Genomic DNA, 16,513 nt, shown 5'->3' with positions numbered 1-16,513 from the left:
ACCATCGATGGCGCGCATGTTAACCGAGCCCGTTGACTTTTCCAGTCACGATGTAAGCATTTTCCTAGGTATTACCGGACTTCTTCCTACCCATGTCGGTAATTGACGCGGGGACTGGCCGACACGGGGGCGCTCCGTATAATGCCGACATTGCCACTGGTATGGATTAACGGATTACATATGACTCAACAGCGCCCGATCGCGGTTTTGGGAGGCGGAAGTTTTGGTACCGCCGTGGCTAACTTGCTGGCCGAAAATGGTCATCAAGTCCTGCAATGGATGCGTGACCCTGAACAGGCCGAGGCCATCCGGGTCAATCGCGAGAACCCGCGTTACCTCAAAGGCATCAAGATCCTGCCCGGTGTCACGCCGGTCACTGACCTGCTGGCCACCCTGGATGCGTGCGACCTGAGTTTTGTCGCGCTGCCCTCCAGCGCGTTGCGCTCGGTGCTGGCCCCGCATGCTGATCGACTCAGCGGCAAAATGCTGGTGAGCCTGACCAAGGGCATCGAAGCCCACACCTTCAAGCTGATGAGCCAGATTCTCGAAGAGATCGCGCCACAGGCACGCATCGGTGTGTTGTCCGGGCCGAACCTGGCCCGTGAAATCGCCGAACATGCATTGACCGCCACGGTGGTCGCGAGCGAAGACGAGGCGCTCTGCCAGCATGTCCAGGACGTGCTGCACGGCCGCACCTTTCGCGTGTATGCCAGCGCCGACCGGTTTGGCGTCGAACTGGGCGGTGCGTTGAAAAACGTCTACGCGATCATTGCCGGCATGGCGGTGGCGATGGGCATGGGCGAAAACACCAAGAGCATGCTGATTACCCGGGCGCTGGCGGAAATGACCCGCTTCGCGGTGAATCAGGGTGCCAACCCGATGACATTCCTTGGCCTTGCGGGCGTGGGTGACCTGATCGTGACCTGCTCGTCGCCAAAAAGCCGTAACTATCAGGTCGGGTTCGCCCTCGGCCAGGGCTTGAGCCTCGAAGAGGCAGTCAATCGCCTGGGCGAAGTTGCCGAAGGCGTGAACACGCTCAAGGTGCTCAAGGCCAAGTCCCAGGAAGTTGGCGTGTACATGCCGTTGGTCGCCGGGTTGCACGCGATCCTGTTCGAAGGGCGCACGCTTGAGCAGGTGATCGAACTGTTGATGCGGGGCGAGCCGAAGACCGATGTCGACTTTATTTCCACCAGCGGCTTCAACTGAACCCCCACTTCACAGGAACGGAGCGAGAAATGAGTGATCCAAAAGTAGAAGCCAAATACGAGTCCATCCTGCTTCGAGTGCTGTGGATGGTGGTGTTCCTGCTGGTGTGGCAGGTGGCGCAGTTCATGCTTGGCGCCGTGGTGCTGGTGCAATTGATCTATCGTTTGATCTATGGCGCCCCGAGCGCCAGCCTGATGAACTTCGGCGACAGCCTGAGCCAGTTCCTGGCCCAGATCGGTCGTTTCGGCAGTTTCCACAGCGACCAGAAACCCTGGCCGTTCGCCGATTGGCCGACGCCGCGTACGCCGGAAGGTGAAGCGCCGCACGTCGTGGCACCTGCGCCACATCCGGCCCGAGATGAGGAACCCAAGCTATGAAACTCTGGGTATTGCGTCATGGTGAAGCCGAGCCACACGGCTCCAAAACCCACGATTCGGAGCGGGAGCTGACTGCCAATGGTCGTGAAGAAGTGCTGCGCGCCGCCGCCAACCTGGTTGGCCAGCCGCTGACAGCGATCTATGCCAGCCCCTACACGCGAGCGCAGCAGACCGCCCAGCTGGTTCGGGATGCCTTGGGTTTCGGACCGGAAATACGCACCGTCGAGTGGCTGACTCCGGATTATGATCCCGACAGGGTCACTGACCAGCTGAAGTCGGTCACCAATGCACTGCTGGTTTCTCATAACCCACTCGTGGGAAACCTGCTCAGCTACCTGCAACATGGTGCGGGTCATCCGCCAGAGAAGGTCAGCACCGCTGGTCTGGCCGAGCTGGAAAACTCTGAATTGCTGATTGGCGCGATGAAGCTCAACAGCATCAAGCACCCTTAAAGGCAAAAGACCACAGCCAGCGGCGGCGCCTAAAAGGGCTTTCAGCGTTCCCCCGTAGGAGCTGCCGCAGGCTGCGATCTTCTGATCTTGAAAAATAGCCAACCAAGCATTTGCTTGGTTGGCTACGCTTGCTCCAGACCAAGAAACAAAGGAGCGAGTCCCATGCCTGCTGCTTCCCGTTTGCCCCTGGACGTTTTCTACGAGCGCGAGGCCCGTCATCCTCGCCAGCGCTTTCTCGTCCAGCCTGTGGGCGGTGGCCGTGTCGAGACCTTGAGCTGGGAGGACGTCGGTCATCAGGCACGCTGTGCGGCCCATTGGCTGCGATCCCGGGAACTGCCCCAGGGCAGTCATATTGCCCTGGTCTCGAAAAACTGCGCGCACTGGATCATTGCCGACCTGGCGATCTGGATGGCCGGGCATGTCTCGGTGCCGTTGTACCCCAACCTCACCGCCGAATCGGTGGCCCAGGTGCTCGAACACTCCGAAGCGGCGCTGGTATTCATCGGTAAACTCGATGACTGGCCTGGCATGTCCCATGGGGTGAATCCCGAGCTGCCGACCATCAGCCTGCCGTTACATCCAACCGGCACTTTCGATTTCAGCTGGGACGACCTGCAACGCAGCTCGCCGATCCAGGACGATCCCAAGCCCGCCGCCGATCAACTGGCAACCATCATCTACACGTCCGGCACCACCGGCATGCCCAAGGGCGTGATGCACAGCTTCGCCAACCTGGGATTCGCCACCACGCGCGGCACGCAGTTGTTCGGTCTCAATGAGTCGGATCGACTGCTGTCGTATTTGCCGTTGTGTCACGTCGCCGAACGGATGTTCGTCGAACTGGCATCGATTTACACCGGGCAAACCGTGTTCTTTGCCGAAAGCCTTGACACCTTCCTGACGGACTTGCGCCGTGCCCGGCCAACGGCGCTGTTTGGCGTGCCGCGCATCTGGACCAAGTTCCAGATGGGGGTGTACAGCAAGATCCCGGCAAAGCGCCTGGATTTCCTGCTCGGGCTGCCGATTATCGGCAAGCGGGTCGGGCACAAAGTCCTCGCCGGGTTGGGGCTCGATGCCTTGCGCGTGGCCTTGTCCGGTGCGGCGCCGGTGCCCCTGAGTCTGCTGTTGTGGTATCGCAAGCTCGGACTGGACGTGCTGGAGGTCTACGGCATGACGGAAAGTTGCGGTTACTCGCACATTTGCCTGCCGGGGCAGAACAAACCAGGCTGGATTGGCATGCCGTGCCCGGAGGTCGAAGTGCGCATCGACGAATCGGGCGAGGTCATGGTACGTAGCGGCGCGATCATGCTGGGGTATTTCAAGGAGCCGCAGAAAACCGCCGACACCATCACCGAGGACGGCTTTCTGCGCACCGGCGACAAGGGCGAGGAAGATGCCGAAGGCAACTTGCGCCTGACCGGGCGCCTGAAGGAAATTTTCAAGACCAGCAAAGGCAAGTACGTAGCGCCGGCGCCGATCGAAAATCGCCTGGCGGTGCATTCGCGCATCGAGCAGGTGTGCGTGGTCGGTGATGGCTTGAATGCGCCACTGGGCCTGTGCGTGCTTTCGGCCGTCGGGCAGCAGGAGACACGGGCCGGGTTGCATTCAAGCCTGGAAAAGCTGCTGGAAGAGGTCAACAGCGTCCTCGACAAGCACGAACGCTTGCGGCGGTTGGTGGTGGTCAAGGACAACTGGGCGGTGGAAAACGGTTTTCTCACGCCGACCCTGAAGATCAAGCGCAACGTCATCGAAGCCACTTACGGCGCTCGCTTTGAAGAATGGAGCGAGCACACCGAAGCGGTGCTGTGGCAGGATTGAGCCACGATAAAACCAACAAGGAAAACCTGCTATGAGTCTGTGGCGTACCGTTCCCAACATCGAACAACTGAACGCAATTCAGAAAAACACCATTGGCGAACTGTTGGACATCCGTTTCGAAGCCTTCGATGAAGAGTCCTTGACCGCGAGCATGGTCATTGACCATCGCACCCACCAGCCTTATGGCTTGCTGCATGGCGGCGCTTCGGTGGTGCTGGCTGAATCAGTCGGCTCCATGGCCAGCTACCTGTGCATCGATGCCAGCAAGTTTTACTGCGTGGGGCTGGAAATCAACGCCAACCACCTGCGCGGCTTGCGCAGCGGCCGAGTGACGGCGGTCGCCAAACCCATTCACATCGGGCGTACGACCCATGTCTGGGATATCCGCTTGACCAGTGACGAAGGCAAGGCCAGTTGTGTGTCGCGGCTGACCATGGCCGTGGTGCCGCTGGGTGATAATCCGCCAGCACGTTGATCTCCCCGTTCCTTTATTCGCATGGCCGGACTGTCATCATTCCTGTCAGTTACGGTCATTGCTCAAGAACGCGGTCTTGCGGACAATCGGGTTTGTTTTCGCTGATGGATCGATCGGTATGTCGCAACAGATATTTTTCGCCCACGCCAATGGTTTTCCTTCGGGAACCTACGGCAAGTTGTTTGCGGCGCTGGCACCCGAATTTCGGGTGACGCATCTGGAGCAACACGCCCACGACCCGCGTTTCCCGGCGGACGACAACTGGTACAACCTGGTGGATGAACTCATCCACCATCTGCAGCAGCAGTCACAGCCGGTGTGGGGCGTCGGTCATTCCTTCGGTGGCGTACTGCATCTGCACGCGGCGTTGCGTTGCCCCCAGTTGTATCGCGGTGTGGTGATGCTCGATTCGCCGGTGCTGACGCGCACCGATCAATGGGTCATTCGCGCAGCCAAGCGCTTGGGTTTCATCGACCGCCTGACCCCGGCCGGCCGCACCCTGGGGCGTCGTGAAGAATTCGCCGATCTCGAGAGCGCCCGCCGTTATTTCGCCGGCAAGAGCCTGTTTCGCAGCTTCGATCCAGAGTGTTTCGATGCCTACCTGCACTATGGTTTGCATCAGGACGGCGACAGGTTGCGCTTGCGTTTCGACCCAGCCACGGAAATCAGCATCTACCGGGGCGTACCACACACCAGCCCCGGCCGCCTGCGGCAGTTGCAAGTGCCGCTGGCGGTCGTTCGCGGGCACGAGAGCCGGGTGGTGATGCGTCATCACACCAGTTCAGTCGGGCGCATGCCAAATGGCGAGGCGCTGAGCATGCCTGGCGGGCACATGTTTCCTCTGGAACGTCCGCAGGAGACGGCCGTACTGCTGAAAAACCTGTTCGAACGCTGGACCTCTCGCCAGCAACGGGATTGCGCATGAGCCAGGTCGTCGAAGAAGTGCGCCTGAGCCTGCCGCATATCGAGTTGGCGGCGCATTTGTTTGGCCCCGAAGACGGTTTGCCGGTCATTGCCCTGCATGGCTGGCTGGACAACGCCAATAGCTTCGCCCGCCTGGCACCCAAGCTCAAAGGCTTGCGCGTGATCGCCCTGGACATGGCCGGTCACGGGCACTCAGGACACCGCCCACCTGGCGCCGGTTACGCCATGTGGGACTATGCCCACGATGTGTTGCAAGTTGCAGAGCAGCTTGGATTGAAGCGGTTTGCGTTGCTGGGGCATTCGATGGGTGCCATCGCCTCGCTGATCATTGCCGGTTCGTTTCCGCAGCGAGTCACTCACCTGGCTTTGATTGACGGTGTCATCCCTCCCACGGACAAAGGCGAAAACGCTGCCGAACGCATGGGCATGGCCCTGCAGGCGCAACTGGATCTGCGGGAAAAACGCAAACCGGTCTACAGCACCCAAGACCGCGCCATCGAAGCACGCATGAAAGGCCTGGTGGCGGTCAGTCGCGAAGCCGCCGAACTGCTGGCCCAGCGTGGCTTGATGCCGGTGCCGGGCGGTTACACCTGGCGCACCGACAATCGCCTCACGCTGCCATCGCCGCTGCGCCTTACCACCGAGCAGGCCATGGCCTTCGTCCAGCGGGTCGCCTGTCCGGCGAAACTGGTGGTCGCCGCTGACGGCATGCTCGCCAAACATCCGGAGTTGCTGGAGCGTCTACCCTTTAGCCTAGAACAGCTGCCAGGCGGCCATCATTTGCACTTGAATGATGAACCCGGTGCCGACCTTGTCGCAGACTGTTTCAATCGGTTCTTCGCCATTCCTTGACTTGCGCCGGGCAACTGTCGAGGCTGGGTGGGTTGAAAAGGGAGACAACCATGATAGACCTCTACACCGCTGCGCCCCCGAATGGCCACAAGGGCATGCTGATCCGATGAGTCTATCCATGCGCTCATTCAGTTTGCTGATGCTCAGTTGTTTCAGTCCACTCTCATTAGCCGTCGATCTGCCCGGCAGTCAGGACTTGCCGATCGTGCCGCGCATGACCGATGCGCAGATCGTCGACTATCGCCCCACGGCCGAGCTTGAACGGATCTACCCGCTCGGCTCGATCCGCAAGATCAGCGGTCAGTTGCGCTTTGACGGGCAGGTCAGTGCTCGTGGGCATGTCACCTCGGTGACCTATGAATTGCCGGCGGAACATTCCTCGACCGAGGCCTTCACCGCTGCGCGCGAAGCGCTTCAACAGCAGGACGCCCAATTGCTGTTCTGGTGCCAGGCGCGAGATTGTGGCGAAAGCAGCCTATGGGCCAACGAAGTGTTCGGCAACGCCAAGCTCTATGGCTCCGATAGTGAGCAGGCTTACCTGCTGTTACGCCTGGCCGCACCGAAGGACAATACGCTGGTGGCGCTCTACAGCATCACCCGTGGTAATCGCAAAGCCTATCTGCACGTCGAACAATTCGACGCCGTCGCCCCGCTGGGGGATTTGCTGCCGACGTCCGCAACCTTGCTGCGCGAGCTCAAGAGTACCGGTGAACTCGACTTCCCCAAGTTGACGCAAACACCCGATGACAAATGGCTGCGCCTGATCTCCCGGGGCCTGAACCTGGACACCACCTTGCGGGTCAGTGTGTCCGGGCCCAACGCTGAAGCCTGGCGTCAATCGTTGATCGAGCAGGGCGTACGTGCGGCGCGGATGGAAACCGGTGGTGTCGACGGTCCTGGATTGCATATCAAACTGCTGCGATAAGCGTCATCCGGCGAACACGCGTGGCGTGTTCGCCTACTCTTTTTGCTGAATGATTTTTTCGAGACTGTGATGATCAATAACGATCGGCTGTTGGTGCAGATCCTGCTCCTGGTGCTGTTTGGCGCGAGCTTATGGGTGATGGCGCCGTTCTGGTCGGCCCTGTTCTGGGGCGCGGTGCTGGCGTTCGCCAGTTGGCCGCTGATGCGCCTGCTGACCCGCTGGCTCAATGGCCGCGAATCCCTGGCGGCGGCCCTGCTGACCGTGGGCTGGATGGTGCTGGTGGCGGCGCCGCTGGTGTGGCTGGGGTTCAACCTGGCGGATCATGTGCGCGACGCCACGGCGTTCATCAAGGATGTGCAGGTCGACGGCCTGCCTGAAGCGCCGACCTGGCTGGGCAGCATTCCCCTGGTGGGCGAGCGGCTGGTGGTCATCTGGAACAGTATCGATCAGCAGGGCGCGGCGATGATGGTGTCGCTCAAGCCTTATCTGGGCCAGGTCGGCAACTGGTTGCTGGCGCGTAGCGCGCAGATTGGCGGCGGTATCCTCGAGCTGACCCTGAGCATTGTCTTCGTATTCTTTTTCTATCGCGACGGCCCACGGTTGGCGGCCTTTGTTCATGGTTTGCTGGAGCGGCTGATTGGCCACCGTGCCGGGTACTACATCGAACTGGTGGCGGGCACCGTGCAACGGGTGGTAAACGGCGTGATCGGCACCGCCGCGGCCCAGGCGGTCCTGGCGTTGATCGGCTTCCTGATTGCCGGCGTCCCTGGGGCACTGGTGCTCGGTATCGTGACCTTCCTGCTCAGCCTGATTCCCATGGGGCCGCCGCTGGTATGGATTCCAGCCACTGCCTGGCTGGCCTGGAAGGGTGAGTACGGGATGGCGGTGTTCCTCGGCGTATGGGGCATGTTCATCATCAGCGGCGTGGACAACGTGCTCAAGCCTTACTTGATCAGCCGGGGTGGGAATTTGCCGCTGGTGATTGTGTTGCTAGGGGTGTTTGGTGGTTTGATTGCATTCGGATTCATTGGCCTGTTTATCGGGCCGACGTTGTTGGCCGTGGCTTACAGCCTGTTGACCGACTGGAGCAAAAGCCAGTCGCGGGTTGATGACCGTCGTTGAATTCAATCCTTGCGCTGCACTCAGGTCCTGGGCAGGCGGATGATCGCCGTCAGCCCACCACCGGGGGTTTCTTCCAGGCTGAGCCGCCCGCCCTGGCGTTGCGCCGCCTCGCGAGCAATGGTCATGCCCAGGCCGACGCCGCCGGAGTTGCGATTGCGTGAGCCTTCCAATCGGAAGAACGGTTCGAATACGGCTTCACGTTTATCCGCCGCGATCCCTGGACCATGGTCGATGACCCTGATCACCAGGTGTTGGCGATTATCTTCGAGCGTGATCAACGCATTCCCGGCATAACGCAAGGCGTTGTCCAGCAGGTTGTTGATACAGGAGCGCAGTGCCATCGGCTGGACTTGCAGCGGCGCGCAATGACCGCTGGCCTGGACGTTTGCCCCCTGGTCCTGGGCGTTTTCGCTCAGGGACTCGACCAGCGCCTGCACATCCATCCACTGTGACGCCTCGCTGGTACGCTGTTCGTGCAGGTAGCCGAGCGTCGCATCGAGCATGCTGATCATGTCGTCCAGATCCTGGCGCATCTGTCCTTGCAGCTTGTCGTCGTCAATTTGTTCCAGGCGCAGTTTGAGACGCGACAGGGGCGTGCGCAGGTCGTGGGATACCGCGCCGAGCATGCGCGAGCGCTGCTTGACCTGCTCGATGATGCGTTGCTGCATTTTGTTGAACGTGTGCGCCGCTTGTCGCGCTTCCCGTGGGCCGGATTCCTCCAGTGGCGCACTGTCGAGGTTTTCACTCAGGCGCTCGGCCGCGTCGCTAAGGCGTTGAATCGGCCGGCTGAGTAATTTGGCGCCGTACCAGGCTGCAATGATCAGCGAGATCAGCTGAAACGTCAGCGGTACCAGTGGTCCGCCAAACCATGGCCTGGCAGGGCGGGGGGCCAGGCGCGGGTCCATCGGTGGGCGTTGACCGTCCATGTCTTCGGGAAACGCCGGCGGGGGAGGGGGAGGCGGCGGGCCGTAGTAGTGAAACCATGCAAATGCCAGCAGGTGTGCCAGGACAATCGCGATCAGCAGTACTCCAAACAGACGGCCGAACAACGTATCGAAGCGCGCCCGCATCAACCGATATCCCGGGCGTCAAACAGGTAACCCTCACCACGCACGGTTTTGATCAGTTGCGGGGCCTTGGGATCGTCACCGAGTTTCTGCCGCAGGCGCGACACCAGCAGGTCAATGCTGCGATCGAAGGCTTCGATCGAACGGCCACGAGCGGCATCCAGCAGTTGCTCGCGGCTGAGGACCCGGCGCGGACGTTCAATAAACACCCACAACAGGCGAAATTCGGCATTGGACAGCGGCACCACCAGGCCATCGGCTGCAACCAATTGGCGCAGCACGCTGTTCAGACGCCAATTGTCGAAACGGATGTTCGCCCGTTGTTCGCTGCGGTCGTCCCGCACCCGGCGCAGAATGGTCTGGATGCGTGCGACCAGTTCGCGGGGTTCGAACGGCTTGGCCATGTAGTCGTCGGCGCCGAGCTCGAGACCGATGATCCGGTCGGTGGGTTCGCAGCGGGCCGTGAGCATCAGGATCGGAATATCCGATTCGCCTCGCAACCAGCGGCACAGCGACAGGCCGTCTTCGCCGGGCAGCATTAAGTCGAGCACCACCACGTCGAAATGCTCCGCCTGCATCGCCAGGCGCATGGCGGCGCCATCAGTGACCCCGCTTGCATGGATGTTGAAACGCGCCAGGTAGTCGATCATCAGCTCGCGGATCGGCACATCATCGTCGACGATCAGGGCGCGAATGCTCCAGCGTTTTTCATCGCCGGGCGCTTTTTGATCGTCGTTCACGGGGGCTGGAGTGTTGTGCATGCGTGGGTTCATCTGCCAGGTAGGCTGCCAACCACAAAGATAGGCTGCGAGGTTGTGGTTCCAGCATAGGCGTCCTGCCCGGAGGCGGGAAGTGCTGAGCCAAGGACGTATTGCGGTTGCCGAGGGTAGCGGACAAGGATGTTGGGGGCGTGTCGTGACTGTACCGAACTCGACACAATTGCCGCAGAGGCTAGTCTTGGCGGAGCGATCTCGACGATTTACCGATCATCGGGTCCCGCAGGGCCATTGGTTCCGCTACAATGCGCGCCGATTTCGACTTGCCTGAGAGCCCACTCATGTCCGCCTGCCAGACTCCTATCATCGTCGCCCTGGATTTCCCTACCCGTGACGCCGCACTGAAGCTGGCCGATCAATTGGACCCGAAACTGTGCCGGGTCAAAGTCGGTAAAGAACTGTTCACCAGCTGTGCTTCGGAAATCGTCGGCACCCTGCGTGACAAGGGTTTCGAAGTGTTCCTGGACCTCAAGTTCCACGACATCCCCAACACCACGGCCATGGCCGTCAAGGCCGCGGCGGAAATGGGCGTGTGGATGGTCAACGTTCACTGCTCCGGTGGCCTACGCATGATGGCGGCTTGTCGCGAAGTGCTGGACCAGCGCACTGGGCCAAAACCGCTGCTGATCGGTGTGACGGTGTTGACCAGCATGGAGCGTGAGGATCTGGCGGGTATCGGCCTGGACATCGAGCCGCAAGAGCAGGTTCTGCGCTTGGCCGCCCTGGCGGAAAAAGCCGGTATGGATGGCCTGGTGTGCTCGGCCCTGGAAGCCCAGGCGCTGAAATCGGCGCACCCGTCGCTGCAATTGGTGACCCCTGGGATTCGCCCGGCGGGCAGCGCCCAGGACGATCAACGCCGTATCCTGACTCCGCGCCAGGCGCTGGATGCCGGTTCCGATTACCTGGTGATCGGCCGCCCGATCAGCCAGGCCGCAGATCCGGCCAAGGCTTTGGCCGATGTGGTGGCCGAACTGGCGTAAAAGATCGCAGGCTGCGCCAGCTCCTACAGGGGGCCGCATTTCCCTGTAGGAGCTGTGTAGGAGCTGTCGAGTGAAACGAGGCTGCGATCTTTTAATCGATCACTTTTAAACCTTTAGAACCAACTTGCCGAAATTCTCCCCGCTGAACAACTTCATCAGCGTCTCCGGGAAGGTCTCCAGGCCTTCGACGATATCTTCCTTGCTCTTGAGCTGCCCCTTGGCGATCCAGCCAGCCATTTCCTGTCCGGCGGCGGCGAACTGCGCGGCGTAGTCCATCACCACAAAACCTTCCATGCGTGCGCGGTTGACCAGCAGTGACAGATAGTTGGCCGGGCCCTTGACCGCTTCCTTGTTGTTGTACTGGCTGATGGCGCCACAGATCACCACCCGTGCCTTGAAGTTCAAGCGGCTCAATACCGCGTCGAGGATATCGCCGCCCACGTTATCGAAATACACGTCGACGCCTTTGGGGCATTCGCGCTTGAGACCGGTCATGACATCTTCGTTCTTGTAGTCGATGACGCCGTCAAAACCCAGTTCGTCGATAAGGAACCTGCACTTGTCCGCGCCGCCGGCGATACCGACTACCCGACAGCCCTTGATCTTGGCAATCTGCCCGGCAATGCTGCCCACCGCACCGGCAGCGCCCGACAGTACGACGGTATCGCCGGCCTTGGGCGCACCCACGTCAAGCAGCGCGAAGTAAGCGGTCATACCGGTCATGCCCAGTGCGGATAAATAGCGCGGTAGCGGCGCCAGTTGCGGATCGACCTTATAGAACCCACGCGGCTCACCCAGGAAATAATCCTGTACGCCGAGGGCGCCGTTGACGTAGTCGCCCACCGCGAAGCCAGGGTTGTTTGAAGCCACGACTTTGCCCACGCCCAACGCGCGCATCACTTCGCCAAGACCGACCGGCGGGATGTAGGACTTGCCTTCGTTCATCCAGCCGCGCATGGCCGGGTCCAGGGACAGGTATTCGTTCTTGACCAGGATCTGGCCTGCAGCCGGTTCGCCGACCGGTACTTCCTGATAAGTAAATGTTTCCCGGGTCGCGGCACCCACTGGGCGTTTGGCGAGCAGAAATTGGCGATTGGTCTGGGACGTCATGGCAGGCACTCAGGATGAATGAAACCTTGTTGATAGACCCTCGAGGTCGATGCCGCAAGTTCGGCTGATCCGGCGAATACAGTCTTATCCAGTACAGTGATAGTTGGTACGGTAGTTCAATCACTGCCACTCATGGTGGCTCAACCGGCCGTTTGATAGTGCTGCCGGGCCTTGGGGGCTGTGGCTATGCTGGGAACTCGCGATCCCCCGCAAACTACTCTTCGAGGACAGCACAATGAGCATGACGTTTTCCGGCCAGGTGGCAGTGGTGACAGGCGCGGCAGCCGGCATCGGCCGGGCCACTGCCCAGGCGTTTGCCGCCGCAGGCTTGAAGGTGGTGGTGGCCGACATGGACACGGCGGGCGGCGAGGGCACGGTCGCGCTGATCCGTACGGCTGGCGGTGAAGCGACCTTCGTAAGGTGCAACGTGACAGTGGAAAGCGATGTAAAGAACCTGATGGATGAAGTGGTCAATACTTACGGCCGTCTCGACTATGCGTTCAACAATGCCGGTATCGAGATCGAAAAAGGCAAGCTGGCCGAAGGTACGGTCGAGGAGTTTGACGCGATCATGGGCGTCAACGTCAAGGGCGTCTGGTTGTGCATGAAATACCAATTGCCTTTGTTGCTGGCCCAGGGCGGCGGTGCAATCGTCAATACCGCGTCAGTGGCAGGTCTCGGGGCTGCGCCGAAGATGAGCATCTACGCGGCGTCCAAGCACGCTGTCATCGGCCTGACCAAATCGGCCGCGATTGAATACGCCAAGAAAAAAATCCGCGTCAATGCCGTGTGCCCGGCGGTGATCGACACCGACATGTTCCGCCGTGCTTATGAGGCAGACCCGAAGAAGGGCGAGTTCGCCAATGCGATGCACCCGGTCGGCCGCATCGGCAAGGTCGAGGAAATCGCCAGCGCGGTGCTGTACCTGTGCAGCGATGGCGCGGCCTTTACCACGGGGCACTCATTGGCCGTGGACGGCGGAGTTACCGCGTTTTGATAGCGGATCGACCTCCAGCGTTCTGAAAACGACGCGGGCGTAGCTTTTTGCCATTATTCAGGCGCCAGAGTCTTGTGTTGATACGGGGCCGTTGCGACTCTGCTGTTACTGATAATGGCGGGGGACTGAGTGCAATGAATTCGGCCGTGCAAGGACGTTTTGCCAACCTCGGTATGGCAAAAAAACTGGGTGTAGGGTTTGCGCTGGTGTTGCTGCTGACGGCCCTGGTGGCGGCGATCGGTGTATGGTCGCTGCAAACCATCAGTCAGCGCTTCGACGGGCTCAAGCAGATGTCTTCGCTCAACAGCGGTTTGCTCAAGGTGCGACTGCTGGAGCAGGAATATGCCTTGCATGGCAGCCCGAAAACTGTCGATGCCCTGCACGCAGGCGTTGACGGCCTGATCGCCCTGGCAAACCAGCTCAAGTCAGCATCGGCGGCCAATGTACCGGTCATGAATGATGTCGAGCAGTCCCTGGGGGCTTACCGCAAGGCGTTTGACGAGTTTGTCTCGCTCAGCCAGGCCAAGGACCTGGCGCTGGAAATGGCCAGTTGGTCGGTGTCCAGCGTGGCCAACAATCTCGACGTCCTGCAAGCCGGGCTCGCCGATGACGGCGCTTACACGCTGAAGGAAACCGAAGGCAAGGACGGGGCCGCGTTCATCGAGCAAGCCAGTCAGGTCAGCCAGGTTTCTCGGTTGATGTTGCAAGCCATGAACGAAGCACACGTGCGTCTGGCCCAGAGCCGCAAGGGCGACGACAGCGCCGGGCAGGGCAAGATCGAGCAGGCCAGCCAGGCGCTGGCCCAGGCCGAGCAACTCAAGACCACGGTCAAGGATGAGGGTTACCAGACGGTCCTCAATGAAGTCACCGGCCATATCGCCAGTTTCAGCGACAAGCTCGCTGAGTACACCGGCCTGCTGGAGCAGGAAAAAACCGTCTACCAACAATTGCACCAACGCGCTGCCCAGGTGGTGGAGCGGGTGGATCAGGCCTATGTCGCCGAAGACCAGTCGATGCAGGCGCAACTGAAAAACAACTCGCTACTGATACTCGGCTCTTCGGTGCTGGCCTTGCTGGTTGGCTTGATTGCAGCGTGGGTGATTACCCGCTTGATCGTGGCGCCGCTGCGCACTGTGATTCGTGTGGCGCAGCAGATCGCTGCAGGGGACCTGAGTGCGAAGGTCGAGGTGACCCGTCGTGACGAGATCGGTCAGTTGATGGAGGCCATGCAGCAGATGGGCGCAGGGCTGAGCCAGATCGTCAGCGGTTTGCAGGCGGGCATCGAGCAGTTGGCCACTTCAGCGCAATCCTTGTCTGCCGTGACTGAGCAGACCAACCTCGAAGTCAGCAGCCAGAAGGAAGAAACCGAGCAGGTTGCCACGGCCATGAACCAGATGACCGCCACCGTGCACGACGTTGCGCGTAACGCCGAAGAGGCCGCGCTGGCGGCGCAAACAGCGGATGGCAAGGTTGAAAGCGGGCAGCAGGTGGTGCGCCAGAGTATGGTGCGGATCGAGCAACTGGCGGATTCCGCGACTTCGGCCAGTTCAAGTATCGAAAGCCTGAGCGCGGAAATCCAGAACATCGGCACGGTGCTCGGCGTTATCAAGAGCGTGGCGGAGCAGACCAACCTGTTGGCCCTGAATGCGGCCATCGAAGCAGCCCGGGCGGGCGAGCAGGGCAGGGGGTTTGCGGTGGTGGCCGATGAAGTGCGGGCCCTGGCCAAGCGCACCCAGCAATCGACCGAAGAGATCGAGCGACTGGTCAGCGCCTTGCGCGCGGCGGCGCAGGCCTCGGTGCAGCAGATACAAAGCAGCGGTGAGTTGGTGAAACTCGCCGTCAGCGATGCACTGCAGACTGAAAGTGCGCTGGGGAGTATCGCGGCGGCCGTGTCCTTGATCCAGCAGATGAACCAGCAGATCGCCGCTGCTGCCGAAGAGCAGAGCTCGGTGGCCGAGGAAATCAATCGCAGCGTCACGAGTATTCGTGCGAGTGCGGATCAGTCTTCGCTGGCGATGCAGGGCAATGCGGCGTCGAGTATCGAGCTGGCGCAGTTGGGGGTTGAGCTAAAGGGAATGGTGGGGCATTTCAGGCTTTAATGCTGGCCTGACAGCCGCTAAAAAATCGCAGCCTGCGGCAGCTCCTACTGGATCACGTTTCATGTAGGAGCTGCCGCAGGCTGCGATCTTTTGATCTTCGTGTGTATTACTGCTTTTTTACGTTCGTTCTGTGATCAGTCGTAGATCACTTTCTTCTTCCAGTCCGCATCCGCCTCGACGTCCTTCAGGCCTTCGGTCAATTGGTTGACGTCACCCTCTACCGGAGCGATACGGTCCATGACCTGGTCGTTGGCGCGGGCCAGGAGTTTTTCCAGGTATTCCAGTTGTTCGGCGTAGACCTGGGGTTCCTGTTGTTTGCGCAGGTACTGCACGCCGCGTTCGAACGCCAGTCGCGCTTGGCCGGGCTGGTTCTGCTGCAGGGCATGCTGGCCGAGGTTGTTGAAAAACTCGATGTGAAGCAGCACAAGGATATGGCGCACTTGACGAATCCATCCCTTGGCTTCATTGGGTGGCAAAAAACCATCCTGGGCAGCGCGGGTGATTTGGCCGTGCAGGGCTTCGAGCAGGAAACGCACGTCCTTGGCCTTGGCTTCGGTCTGGATCGGTGCCGGTGGGTTGTTGACTGGAATTGATTCGCCCTGGCCAACCAGAGCCTCAAGTTCAGTAATCCGGGCCTTGAGGTTGGCGCTGGTCTTTTCCAGATTCAGCAGGCGTTGGCAAACATTCAGTTCCAGGCGCGTCAGCAACAGTTTAAGCGCTGGCGTCATCAACTGGCCGGGAAACGTCTCGGTGATCTCCCCACAGCGACGCAGGCGATCATTGAGTTCAACCTTGGTGCGGGCCCTCTCCAGCTTATTGTTTTCCACCACATGGTTGATGTAGCCAATGGCGATCAAGAGTGCGATCCCGGCTACGACGAGCAGGGTGATCATGAGTGGTGTCACCGGTAAGACCTCTTTATAGGGTTTGCGTGCGAGTGAAGTGGCCTGGCCTTCAGGCGCCGGCTCGGCGTGGCTGAAGGTTTATCGGCCGCGATCCGCGTATATAAATGCTGGCACTCTGAAGCATATTGCCATCACTCATGGCGTCGACTATAACGTCTTGGCGAGTGTCAGAATATAGGCGCCAGACCCCAGGCGACAGAAAAGCCGGGAGGGGTCGCAAAGCAGCGCGAAGTCATTGATTTAAATAAATTTATAACAGGGGGTTGACGACCTCTCAATCCATCCATAGAATGCGCGCCACTTGCAGCGTAAAGCGAACAGCGAAACGAAGCAGGGAGTGAATGTTGTAGTGTGTCCCCTTCGTCTAGTGGCCTAGGACACCGCCCTTTCACGGCGGTAACAGGGGTTCGAGTCCCCTAGGGGACGCC

The 16,513-nt window shown here is 60.3% G+C and carries 16 protein-coding genes, 1 tRNA gene and 1 pseudogene; 14 read left to right on the top strand and 4 right to left on the bottom strand.

Annotation, left to right across the window (positions count from 1 at the left end; genetic code table 11):
* Positions 1-180: 180 nt before the first annotated feature.
* The 9 genes from AC1Q8Q_RS22315 (at position 181) to AC1Q8Q_RS22275 (ending at position 8,151) form a co-directional block, all read left to right on the top strand.
* Positions 181-1,206 carry an NAD(P)H-dependent glycerol-3-phosphate dehydrogenase gene (locus tag AC1Q8Q_RS22315; RefSeq protein ID WP_020799700.1) on the top strand — a complete coding sequence of 342 codons (1,026 nt, stop codon included), beginning with the start codon at positions 181-183 and terminating at the stop codon, positions 1,204-1,206.
* Positions 1,207-1,235: 29 nt separating this feature from the next.
* A complete protein-coding gene (locus tag AC1Q8Q_RS22310) occupies positions 1,236-1,583 on the top strand; it encodes a DUF4389 domain-containing protein (protein WP_020799699.1) in 348 nt (115 codons plus the stop codon).
* Positions 1,580-2,035, top strand: coding sequence for a phosphohistidine phosphatase SixA (gene sixA / locus AC1Q8Q_RS22305; protein WP_020799698.1), 456 nt, complete (start codon positions 1,580-1,582; stop codon positions 2,033-2,035). Before AC1Q8Q_RS22310 ends, sixA begins: the two co-directional genes overlap by 4 nt.
* Before the next feature lie 162 nt (positions 2,036-2,197).
* Positions 2,198-3,853 (top strand): AMP-binding protein, encoded by a 1,656-nt coding sequence (locus AC1Q8Q_RS22300; RefSeq protein ID WP_492615505.1) that lies wholly within the window; start codon positions 2,198-2,200, stop codon positions 3,851-3,853.
* A gap of 31 nt (positions 3,854-3,884) precedes the next feature.
* On the top strand, positions 3,885-4,328 hold the full coding sequence (locus AC1Q8Q_RS22295; RefSeq protein WP_020799696.1) for a hotdog fold thioesterase: 444 nt from the start codon (positions 3,885-3,887) through the stop codon (positions 4,326-4,328).
* Between the two features lie 118 nt (positions 4,329-4,446).
* Positions 4,447-5,253, top strand: a complete 807-nt coding sequence (locus AC1Q8Q_RS22290) for an alpha/beta fold hydrolase (RefSeq protein ID WP_020799695.1) — start codon at positions 4,447-4,449, stop codon at positions 5,251-5,253.
* Positions 5,250-6,104: an alpha/beta hydrolase gene (locus tag AC1Q8Q_RS22285; protein ID WP_020799694.1), complete on the top strand. Its 855-nt coding sequence runs from the start codon at positions 5,250-5,252 to the stop codon at positions 6,102-6,104. The genes AC1Q8Q_RS22290 and AC1Q8Q_RS22285 overlap by 4 nt, the downstream gene beginning before the upstream one ends.
* Positions 6,105-6,222: 118 nt before the next feature.
* A complete protein-coding gene (locus tag AC1Q8Q_RS22280; protein ID WP_492615504.1) occupies positions 6,223-7,029 on the top strand; it encodes a DUF4892 domain-containing protein in 807 nt (268 codons plus the stop codon).
* 69 nt (positions 7,030-7,098) lie between these two features.
* Complete coding sequence (locus tag AC1Q8Q_RS22275) at positions 7,099-8,151, top strand: AI-2E family transporter (protein WP_151143149.1); 1,053 nt, start codon at positions 7,099-7,101, stop codon at positions 8,149-8,151.
* A gap of 20 nt (positions 8,152-8,171) precedes the next feature.
* Here the strand turns inward: AC1Q8Q_RS22275 and AC1Q8Q_RS22270 are convergent, their stop codons facing one another.
* Both AC1Q8Q_RS22270 and AC1Q8Q_RS22265 read right to left on the bottom strand, forming a co-directional pair.
* The gene (locus AC1Q8Q_RS22270) at positions 8,172-9,221 is read right to left on the bottom strand and encodes a sensor histidine kinase (RefSeq protein ID WP_492615503.1); all 1,050 of its coding nucleotides are present in this window, start codon (positions 9,219-9,221) and stop codon (positions 8,172-8,174) included.
* Complete coding sequence (locus AC1Q8Q_RS22265) at positions 9,221-9,979, bottom strand: response regulator (protein ID WP_020799690.1); 759 nt, start codon at positions 9,977-9,979, stop codon at positions 9,221-9,223. The genes AC1Q8Q_RS22270 and AC1Q8Q_RS22265 overlap by 1 nt, the downstream gene beginning before the upstream one ends.
* A gap of 296 nt (positions 9,980-10,275) precedes the next feature.
* Between AC1Q8Q_RS22265 and pyrF the strand changes: the two genes are divergently transcribed.
* Positions 10,276-10,974 carry an orotidine-5'-phosphate decarboxylase gene (gene pyrF, locus AC1Q8Q_RS22260; protein ID WP_162247449.1) on the top strand — a complete coding sequence of 233 codons (699 nt, stop codon included), beginning with the start codon at positions 10,276-10,278 and terminating at the stop codon, positions 10,972-10,974.
* 105 nt (positions 10,975-11,079) lie between these two features.
* Here the strand turns inward: pyrF and AC1Q8Q_RS22255 are convergent, their stop codons facing one another.
* Positions 11,080-12,084 (bottom strand): NADP-dependent oxidoreductase, encoded by a 1,005-nt coding sequence (locus AC1Q8Q_RS22255; RefSeq protein WP_168758803.1) that lies wholly within the window; start codon positions 12,082-12,084, stop codon positions 11,080-11,082.
* 235 nt (positions 12,085-12,319) lie between these two features.
* Here AC1Q8Q_RS22255 and AC1Q8Q_RS22250 point away from each other — a divergent pair, with 235 nt between their 5' ends.
* The 3 genes and pseudogenes from AC1Q8Q_RS22250 to AC1Q8Q_RS22240 all read left to right on the top strand — a co-directional run bounded on the left by AC1Q8Q_RS22250 (position 12,320) and on the right by AC1Q8Q_RS22240 (position 15,180).
* A complete protein-coding gene (locus tag AC1Q8Q_RS22250) occupies positions 12,320-13,081 on the top strand; it encodes an SDR family oxidoreductase (RefSeq protein ID WP_020799687.1) in 762 nt (253 codons plus the stop codon).
* A 134-nt stretch (positions 13,082-13,215) separates the two neighbouring features.
* Positions 13,216-14,322, top strand: a pseudogene (locus tag AC1Q8Q_RS22245) (HAMP domain-containing protein); the annotation flags it as partial.
* Positions 14,299-15,180: a methyl-accepting chemotaxis protein gene (locus tag AC1Q8Q_RS22240; RefSeq protein ID WP_371106620.1), complete on the top strand. Its 882-nt coding sequence runs from the start codon at positions 14,299-14,301 to the stop codon at positions 15,178-15,180. The pseudogene AC1Q8Q_RS22245 and the gene AC1Q8Q_RS22240, both read left to right, overlap by 24 nt.
* A 134-nt stretch (positions 15,181-15,314) precedes the next feature.
* Here the strand turns inward: AC1Q8Q_RS22240 and AC1Q8Q_RS22235 are convergent, their stop codons facing one another.
* Positions 15,315-16,073 (bottom strand): hypothetical protein, encoded by a 759-nt coding sequence (locus AC1Q8Q_RS22235; RefSeq protein ID WP_020799685.1) that lies wholly within the window; start codon positions 16,071-16,073, stop codon positions 15,315-15,317.
* Positions 16,074-16,438: 365 nt separating this feature from the next.
* On the opposite strand from AC1Q8Q_RS22235, the gene AC1Q8Q_RS22230 reads away from it, so the two are divergent.
* A tRNA-Glu gene (locus AC1Q8Q_RS22230) sits at positions 16,439-16,511 on the top strand.
* The last annotated feature ends 2 nt before the right edge of the window (positions 16,512-16,513 follow it).

Source organism: Pseudomonas sp. GW823-FHT06B06 (assembly GCF_058795195.1).
Note: the sequence above shows the minus strand (reverse complement) of the source record. Positions and strands in the feature narration are given on the sequence as shown.

Excerpts from the sequence above, each read along its gene's own strand:
- pyrF (WP_162247449.1), top strand. The coding sequence starts at position 10,276 with ATGTCCGCCTGCCAGACTCCTATCATCGTCGCCCTGGATTTCCCTACC.
- AC1Q8Q_RS22250 (WP_020799687.1), top strand. The coding sequence starts at position 12,320 with ATGAGCATGACGTTTTCCGGCCAGGTGGCAGTGGTGACAGGCGCGGCA.
- AC1Q8Q_RS22280 (WP_492615504.1), top strand. The coding sequence starts at position 6,223 with ATGCGCTCATTCAGTTTGCTGATGCTCAGTTGTTTCAGTCCACTCTCA.
- AC1Q8Q_RS22315 (WP_020799700.1), top strand. The coding sequence starts at position 181 with ATGACTCAACAGCGCCCGATCGCGGTTTTGGGAGGCGGAAGTTTTGGT.
- sixA (WP_020799698.1), top strand. The coding sequence starts at position 1,580 with ATGAAACTCTGGGTATTGCGTCATGGTGAAGCCGAGCCACACGGCTCC.
- AC1Q8Q_RS22240 (WP_371106620.1), top strand. The coding sequence starts at position 14,299 with ATGGAGGCCATGCAGCAGATGGGCGCAGGGCTGAGCCAGATCGTCAGC.
- AC1Q8Q_RS22235 (WP_020799685.1), bottom strand. The coding sequence starts at position 16,073 with ATGATCACCCTGCTCGTCGTAGCCGGGATCGCACTCTTGATCGCCATT.
- AC1Q8Q_RS22265 (WP_020799690.1), bottom strand. The coding sequence starts at position 9,979 with ATGCACAACACTCCAGCCCCCGTGAACGACGATCAAAAAGCGCCCGGC.
- AC1Q8Q_RS22300 (WP_492615505.1), top strand. The coding sequence starts at position 2,198 with ATGCCTGCTGCTTCCCGTTTGCCCCTGGACGTTTTCTACGAGCGCGAG.
- AC1Q8Q_RS22255 (WP_168758803.1), bottom strand. The coding sequence starts at position 12,084 with ATGACGTCCCAGACCAATCGCCAATTTCTGCTCGCCAAACGCCCAGTG.
- AC1Q8Q_RS22290 (WP_020799695.1), top strand. The coding sequence starts at position 4,447 with ATGTCGCAACAGATATTTTTCGCCCACGCCAATGGTTTTCCTTCGGGA.
- AC1Q8Q_RS22275 (WP_151143149.1), top strand. The coding sequence starts at position 7,099 with ATGATCAATAACGATCGGCTGTTGGTGCAGATCCTGCTCCTGGTGCTG.
- AC1Q8Q_RS22295 (WP_020799696.1), top strand. The coding sequence starts at position 3,885 with ATGAGTCTGTGGCGTACCGTTCCCAACATCGAACAACTGAACGCAATT.
- AC1Q8Q_RS22270 (WP_492615503.1), bottom strand. The coding sequence starts at position 9,221 with ATGCGGGCGCGCTTCGATACGTTGTTCGGCCGTCTGTTTGGAGTACTG.
- AC1Q8Q_RS22310 (WP_020799699.1), top strand. The coding sequence starts at position 1,236 with ATGAGTGATCCAAAAGTAGAAGCCAAATACGAGTCCATCCTGCTTCGA.
- AC1Q8Q_RS22285 (WP_020799694.1), top strand. The coding sequence starts at position 5,250 with ATGAGCCAGGTCGTCGAAGAAGTGCGCCTGAGCCTGCCGCATATCGAG.